Source organism: Streptomyces sp. NPDC001941 (assembly GCF_040296945.1).
Taxonomy (GTDB): Bacteria; Actinomycetota; Actinomycetes; order Streptomycetales; family Streptomycetaceae; genus Streptomyces.
Window position 1 is genome coordinate 25,362 of record NZ_JBEOYE010000096.1, and the last position, 7,517, is coordinate 32,878.

6 protein-coding genes are annotated in these 7,517 nt (G+C 72.8%); 2 read left to right on the plus strand and 4 right to left on the minus strand.

The features are described from left to right. Positions 1–29: 29 nt before the first annotated feature. The 4 genes from ABT160_RS38640 to ABT160_RS38655 are packed head-to-tail and all read right to left on the minus strand — an operon-like array spanning position 30 to position 5,057. On the minus strand, positions 30–659 hold the full coding sequence (locus ABT160_RS38640) for a histidine phosphatase family protein (RefSeq protein ID WP_351653117.1): 630 nt from the start codon (positions 657–659) through the stop codon (positions 30–32). After that, a complete protein-coding gene (locus ABT160_RS38645; protein WP_351653118.1) occupies positions 656–2,149 on the minus strand; it encodes an FGGY-family carbohydrate kinase in 1,494 nt (497 codons plus the stop codon). Before ABT160_RS38645 ends, ABT160_RS38640 begins: the two co-directional genes overlap by 4 nt. Further along, positions 2,142–3,689: an FGGY family carbohydrate kinase gene (locus ABT160_RS38650; protein WP_351653120.1), complete on the minus strand. Its 1,548-nt coding sequence runs from the start codon at positions 3,687–3,689 to the stop codon at positions 2,142–2,144. Before ABT160_RS38650 ends, ABT160_RS38645 begins: the two co-directional genes overlap by 8 nt. Before the next feature lie 6 nt (positions 3,690–3,695). After that, the gene (locus ABT160_RS38655; RefSeq protein ID WP_351653122.1) at positions 3,696–5,057 is read right to left on the minus strand and encodes an MFS transporter; all 1,362 of its coding nucleotides are present in this window, start codon (positions 5,055–5,057) and stop codon (positions 3,696–3,698) included. A 315-nt stretch (positions 5,058–5,372) separates the two neighbouring features. Here ABT160_RS38655 and ABT160_RS38660 point away from each other — a divergent pair, with 315 nt between their 5' ends. Together ABT160_RS38660 and ABT160_RS38665 are read left to right on the plus strand one after the other, a co-directional pair. Further along, positions 5,373–6,161 carry a DeoR/GlpR family DNA-binding transcription regulator gene (locus ABT160_RS38660; RefSeq protein WP_351653124.1) on the plus strand — a complete coding sequence of 263 codons (789 nt, stop codon included), beginning with the start codon at positions 5,373–5,375 and terminating at the stop codon, positions 6,159–6,161. 385 nt (positions 6,162–6,546) lie between these two features. Next, positions 6,547–7,517: Rho termination factor N-terminal domain-containing protein (locus ABT160_RS38665; protein WP_351653126.1), on the plus strand; the 971-nt coding region annotated here is incomplete at its 3' end.

Genomic DNA, 7,517 nt, shown 5'->3' on the forward strand with positions numbered 1-7,517 from the left:
GGGTGCGGTGGTGGGCGGCGGGTGCGGGGTCAGTGGGGCGACGGCGCGCGCAGGGCGGGCGTGGGCGCGTTGAAGCGCAGCAGGGAGGCCTGGCCGCCGCTGAGCCGGACCTCGGTGAGGGTGCCGTTGTCCAGGAACGGGAAGACCCGCCGGTAGTCGTCGAGGTCGATGCCGAGCAGGTCGCACAGCAGGACCCGGAAGAGGGCGTTGTGCGCGACGACCAGGATCCGGCCGCCCGGGTACTCGGCGGCGACGTCCTCCAGGCAGGCCCTGGCCTGGGCGGCGGCGGTGCGCGGGTCGTTGCCGCCGGGCAGGTGGTCGGTGACCGGCCTGCGCAGGAAGGCGGCCTGCCGCTCGGGGAAGCGCTCGGCCATCTCGGCGACGGTCAGCCCCTCCCCGTCGCCGAAGTCGAGCTCGTAGAGCCGCTCGTCGATGCGGGGTTCGAGGCGCAGGGCGCGGGCGGCGGGGGCGGCGGTGAGCCGGGCCCGGGTGAGCGGGGAGGTGTAGACCGCGTCGATCTGCTGGCCGCCGGCCCAGGCGCCGAGGTCGTCGGCCTGGCGCAGTCCGCGCTCGGTGAGGGCGACGTCGGCGCGGCCCGCGTAGCGGTTCTCCGCGTGCCAGACGGTCTCGCCGTGGCGTACCAGGATGAAGTCGGTCATCGAGCTGCCCTCTGCTTGGCGTGTGCGGCGACGGCGCGGTCGAGCCAGCCGCGGTGGACGAGTTCGTCGAGGAAGGCGTGGTAGACGGGTGTCCAGCGGGCGGTGCGCGCCGGGTCGGGGTGGAGTTCGGCGCCGACGCGGACCATGGCGGCGGCCGTCTCCTGGACGCTGGCGCCGCTGGAGGTGGCGGCGAGTACGGCCATGCCGATCGCGCCCTCGGCCTGTTCGGGCAGCCGGACGGGGCGGCCCAGGACGTCGGCGCGCAGCTGGGACCAGTAGCGGTTGCGGGCGCCGCCGCCGGTGAGGGTGAGGGGGCCGTCGACGGGGGCGCCGAGGAGGTCGAGGTAGTCGAAGCAGAGCCGCTCCAGGCAGGCCACGCCGAGGAGGTACGCGTGGAAGCGCTCGGCCTCGTTCGCGGGGGCGCCCAGGACGAAGGGTTCGGCGTCGGGGGTGCGGAAGGGGAAGCGCTCCCCTCCCGTGGACACCAGCGGGTAGGCGACCGCGTCGCCGTCCGTCCCGGCGGCCCGTGCGGTGAGTGCGTCCAGGTCGGCGCCGGGGAACTCGCGGGAGACGACGCCCGCGCCGCTGCTGGAGGCGCCGCCGGGCAGCCAGCTCCCGCCGGGGCCGCGGTGGCAGTAGACGACGCCCTGGGGGTCGCGTACCAGGTGGGGGCTGACGCCCTTGAGGACCAGGGTGGTGCCGAGCACCGAGTTCCAGGCGCCGGGGGCCAGGGCGCCCGCGCCGATCTGGGCGGCGCAGCCGTCGGTCATGCCCGCCACGATCCTGGTGCCCGCCGGGATGCCGGTCGCTTCGGCGGCGTCGGCGCACACGGTGCCGAGGACGGTGCCGGGGAGGACCACTTCGGGCAGCAGGCTCTCGGGAACGCCGAGTTCGGTGAGTTCCTCCAGTGGCCAGCGTTCCTCGATGAGGTGGTAGCCGGTCTTGAGGGCGTGGCTGGCGTCGGAGGCGACCTGCCGTCCGGCGAGCCGCCAGGTGACCAGGTCGGTCTGGTGCAGCAGCCGGACCCCGGTACCGGCTGCTGCACGTTCGTGGTCGAGCAGCCACAGGAGCTTGGGCAGGGCCCAGGAGGGCTGCATCGAGCGGTAGCCGAGGGCCTGCCAGACGTACCCGCCGGCCTTGTTGGCCCGCTCGGCCTGCGCGGCGGCGCGCCCGTCGTCGTACATCAGGCCCGGGGTGAGCGGGGTGCCGTCGGCGTCGGCGAGCAGGATCGTGCCGGAGGTGCCGTCGAGGGCGAGGCCCCGCACCCGGGCCGGGTCGATGCCGGCGAGTGCTTCGCGGCAGGCTCCGGCCAGCGCGCTCCACCACTGCTCGGGGTCCTGCTCGTGGCGGTTGCCGTCGCGGTGGCTGGTCAGCGGCCGGGACGCGGCGGCGAGGACCTGTCCGGCGGAGTCGACGGCGACGCAGCGGGCGGACTGGGTGCCGAGGTCGAGGCCGAGCCACACGGCGTCGGCGGGGAGGCGGTCAGACACGGGGAACTCCTGGTGCGGGGGCGGTGCGGGGCCCGGGGACGAAGGGGGCGGTGGTGGCCGGGCCGGCCGCGGCGGTCCAGCCGGCGCCGCGGGCGAGGCCGCGCCAGGACAGGAAGGACTCGTACAGGCCCGCGTAGGAGCGGGAGCGTTCGGGGTCGGGCTCCCAGACGGACGTCATGCGGACGTACTTGGCGGCGGCGCTGTGCATGGACGTCTCGGCGCCGGAGCGCACCAGGGCGGTCAGGAAGGCTCCCTTGGCGCCGAGTTCGGTGTCGCCGGAGCGGGCCGTGGGCACGCCGGTGGTGTCGGCGATCAGCTGGCACCAGGCGTCGCTGTTGGCGCCGCCGCCGCACAGCCGCAGTTCGGTGACGGTGGTGCGGGAGGCGACCAGGCAGTCGCGCAGGACCAGGGAGAGGCCGTCGAAGACGGAGCGGGCGATGTCGGCCTGGGTGTGTTCCAGGGACAGGCCCCAGAAGGTGCCGCGGGCCCGGGGGTCGAGGAAGGGGGCCCGCTCGCCGGCCGGGGAGAGGTAGGGCAGGAAGGCCAGGCCGTGCGCGCCGGGCACGGACTGCTCGAAGGCGATCCTGGAGAGGTCGGGCGGGCCATCCAGGTGCAGCAGCCGCGAGGCCCAGTTGAGGACGTCGGCGCCGTTGAGGGTGGGGAAGGCGCGCAGCACCCGCTCGCGGCCCCGGTAGGCGATGTTGATGCCGGAGGGCTCGCCGGTGGTGTCGATGTCGTGGCGGACGATCTCGGTGCACAGGGTGGTGCCGAGGATCGAGCAGGCCTGGCCGGGGTTGACGACGCCGACGCCGCGGGCGGTGGAGGCGATGTCGTACGGGGCCATGACCACGGGCAGCCCCTCGGGCAGGCCCAGCTGTCCGGCTGCCTCCTTGGTGATCTCGGCGATGCGCTCCTCCTCGCCGAGCACGCGCGGTAGCAGCCGCCGGTATCCGGAGAGGCCGAACAGGTCGACGATCGCGTCGTCGTAGTCGCCGGTGGCGTGGTCGAGGAACGGGGCGGAGGCGTCCGACTCGTCCATCGCGGTCACGCCGGTCAGGTTGAGGAAGAGCCAGCCCGCGGCGGTCAGCGAGGCCGCCGAGCGGGCGAGGCGCTGCGGGTCGTGCGAGCCGAGCCAGCTGAAGATCGCGTTCGGCATGCCGGAGCAGGTGAGCGAGCCGTTGCGGCGGAACGCGTCCTCCAGGACGCCCTCGCTCTGCCAGCGGGTGAGGATGTCGCCCGCGCGCCCGTCGGACCAGAGGATCGCCGGTCCGGTGGGCCTGCCCTGCTGGTCGACGAGCCAGGCGCCGTCGCCCTGCGCGGTGAAGGTGACCAGCCAGACGGGGTCGTCGATCTCGGAGAGGGCGTTGCGGACGGTGTAGACGACCGCGTTCCACACGGTGTCCATGTCCTGCTCGGCCCAGCCGGCGTGGCGGCGGTGGACCTCGGTGGCCAGCCGGGAGACGGCGAGTTCACTGCCCTGGTCGTCGAAGACGACCGACTTGATCATCGTGGTGCCGACGTCGATGGCGAGTACCGACATGCGGGTTCACAGTCCCTTCGTGGCGGGGGCGCCGACCAGGTCCTGGTCGGCGGGGGCGGCGGTGGCGGGCGCCGGCGGCGCGGGGGCCGCGGCGGGCGCCGTGGAGGCCGGGAGCTTGAGGAGCAGCATCAGCAGGGCGCTGAAGGCGTGGAAGCCGGCGAAGATCCAGACGACTCCGCCGACGCCGAGCGGGCCGAGGAAGAGGCTGACGACCAGCGGGCCGAGGAAGGTGGAGGCGCCGGCGCCGAGGTTGAGGGCGGCCATCGCCTGCCCCTTGTGCTCGGGGGCGATCGCGGTCATGAGGGCCGACAGGGGTACGTAGCCGGAGAGGGTGGCCCCGTACAGGACGGCGACGAGGAGGGCGACGGCGTACTGCGAGCCCACGGCGGTCGGCACGTAGTACAGGACCAGGACCGAGGCGGTGCAGCCGATGCCGCCGAACCAGGCGACGGTGGTGCGCCAGCCGACCTTGTCGCCGACGATGCCGAACAGCAGGTTGGTGAGGATGTTCGTGCCGAACATGACCGCGACCAGGCGCAGCCACTGGCCGTTGGTCAGGCCGATGGTGTGCACGAACCACGCGGGCAGCATCACCATGAAGCCGAACTGGGAGGCGGTGTTGAACATCCGCACCGCCGCACCGGCGCCGACGCGGGGGTTGCGGTAGAGGATCGTGAGGCTGCCGACCAGGCCCGCCAGGGGGCTCTCGCCGGCGGGGGCCAGGCGTGCGGAGCCGGTCTTCTCCTTGACCAGGAGCAGGGCCACCAGCCCTCCGGCCGCGACCACGCCGAGTTCCACCCACAGCGTTCCGTACTCGCCGACGACCGGGATCATCAGGCTCGCGCCGAGCGAGCCGAGCGTGGGCATGCCGGCGGAGAAGGCCGACCAGAACCAGCCCATCGCGGTGCCCATCTGGTCGCGCGGGGCGACCGCCGCGATCCACACCAGGAAGGCGTACGCGAAGAGCGGGAAGGCCAGTCCGCGCAGGCCGTAGCCGAGCAGCAGCAGGGGGTACGCCTTGCTGGGCACGGCGACCGCGAGGAAGAACACCTGGGTCAGCGCGAACGTCCCGAGCCCCAGCCACATCACGCGGCGCGGTCCCCACAGGTCCGACAGGGCGCCGGCGAACCAGGCGGCGACCGCGCCGGTCACGCCGTACACGGTGAAGACCATCGCCACGTCGGCGGCGGGGATGCCGAGGCCCTCCAGGTACGGCGCGAGGTAGGCGGCCTCGATGCCGACGCCGGTCATGAAGATCAGCAGGCCGAGGTAGCCGTACGAGATCGACTGCGGGATGCCGGCCCGTGTGAAGAACGAGGGCGGGCGGCCGGTGCCTCCGGTGGCGGGCGGCACGGGGGTGTTCGTCATTGAAGCTCCCCAACAGCAATGAGAGGGGCGGGCCCGCTGATCGCGGTCCGCGACCGGACCTGGTCGGTCCGTGTACGAGCGAGCTAACAATTCGGCGAAATCCCACGTCAAACGCCTTGGAGGTTCTCCCGCACGGGGGTCGTGCGGCTGTGTGAGGAGGGCTTTGGGCCCGTGGTCCTGAGCTGGACTCCTACCCGTCCCGGCCGTCCGGCCCGCGTGAAATCCGTGAGATCATCACCTGGTGTTTTCACACGGCCGTGCAGGGTGTACGCGTCCGCCTTCCGGGCGGCCGCACCGGGCCGGGATCGGAGGGTCATGGCGGGCGACGACCGCGCCGACATCCGCGAGGTGCGCCGCAGGAGCATCCGCGAAGCGGTCCTGAACGGCGGGTTCGTGCGGGCCTCCGACCTGGCCTCGAGTTACGGCGTCAGCCTGATGACGATCCACCGGGACCTGGACGCGCTGCAGACCCAGGGCTGGCTGCGCAAGGTGCGCGGCGGGGCCACGGGGCTGCCCTCCGCGCAGTTCCACGGGACGGTCGCCGAGCGGCACGCCACCCATGCGGCGACCAAGCGGCAGCTGGCGCGGGCGGCGGCGACGCTGATCGGGCCCGGGCAGACGATCATGCTCGACGACAGCACGACCTGCCTCCACCTGACGCGCGAGCTCGGCTCCCACGCCCCGCTGACGGTGCTCACCAATTCGCTCCCGGTGGCCAACGCGCTCACCAAGGAGCCCGGGATCTCGCTGATCGCCCTGGGCGGCACCTACTTCCCCGCCTACGAGGCCTTCCTCGGGCTGCACACGGCCGACAGCGTCGAGGCCTTCCGCGCGGACACCTTCTTCATGTCGACCACGGCCGTTACCCAGGGCCGCTGCTACCACACCTCACCGGAGACCGTGCAGGTCAAGCGGGCGATGATGCGTGCGGCGACCCGGACGGTGCTGCTCGCGGACCACTCCAAGTTCGTACGGGACGGCCTGTACGCGCTGGCCCCGCTCACCGACTTCGACCTGCTCGTGGTGGACGACGGACTGCCGCAGGAGCAGGTGCGCCGGATCAGGGACCGGGGCACGGACGTGATGGTGGTCCCGAGGGGCTGAGCCCCCGGGTCCCGCGGCCCCCGGTGGCCTCCCCCGCGGATTTGACAACACGACCGTCGCGGGATCCGCTACTATGGTCGTACGAGTTCGCACCCGACTCTTCGACGTGGTGCTTTCCGGTCCCGGTCAGGGACCCGCTTCCTTCCGGGAAACCCGCCTTTCCGTTCTGTGCCCCGCTCCGTGCGGCGCCGGACGGGGCGCGCTGCCGGAACCGGCGCGAACGATCTCTGTACCCCGCCACCTCGGCACAGGCCGACCGGCGGACGGTAACGGTCTCGGCAGGCGCCCCACGCATTCACCCCGCATGCCCGCGTCACACAACCCACAGGACCGCCCTCAGGGCGTCCACCGGACCCGGGATGCCCTCCAGGGAAGGTCCCCTCTCATGAACACCCTCACCCCCACCCCCACGACCCACACGAACGACGGCGCAGGACTCGACACCATGCTGGTGGCCGAGCTGCAGCGCACCGCCTCGGGCCTCGGCATCCGCGGCACCACGCGGATGCGCAAGAGCCAGCTGATCGAGGTCATCTCGCAGACGCTCGCCACGGAACAGGCACCTGCTCCGGAGGCCCCCGGCACCCGCGCCGACCGTACGGAGCCGCAGGCCTCCCCCACGCGGGACGGCGAGCGGGACAGCGATATGGAACGCACGGATGCACCCGCACCCGCACCCGCACCCGCACCCGCACCCGCACCCGCACCCGCACCCGCACCCAGCAACGGCAACGGCAACGGCAACGGCAACAGTCGGCGTAACCGGCGCAACCGCAACCGGGACCGAGACCGCAACCGCCAAGTCGCGGGCGGCACAAGCCAGTCGGGCGACGCGGCGCACGTGGCCGACGAGGTCCTGACTCCCGTCGCGGGCGTCCTGGACGTCCTCGGCAACCACGCCTTCATCCGCACCTCGGGCTACCTGCCGGGCCCGAACGACGCGTACGTGAACCTGAACCAGGTCCGCAAGTACGGCCTGCGCAAAGGCGATTACCTCACCGGCGCGGTCCGTCCGCCCAAGGAGGGCAAGGAGGGCAAGCTCCGCGAGAAGTACAACGCGCTGGTGCGCCTCGACTCGGTCAACGGCGGCGACCCCGACACGTACGCGACCGGCCGCGGGCGCCCGGAGTTCAACAAGCTGACTCCGCTGTACCCGCAGGACCGCCTCCGTCTGGAGACGGACCCGGGCGTGCTGACGACGCGGATCATCGACCTGGTGTCGCCGATCGGCAAGGGCCAGCGCGGTCTGATCGCGGCTCCCCCGAAGACCGGCAAGACCATGATCATGCAGGCGATCGCGAACGCGATCACGCACAACAACCCCGAGTGCCACCTGATGGTCGTCCTGGTCGACGA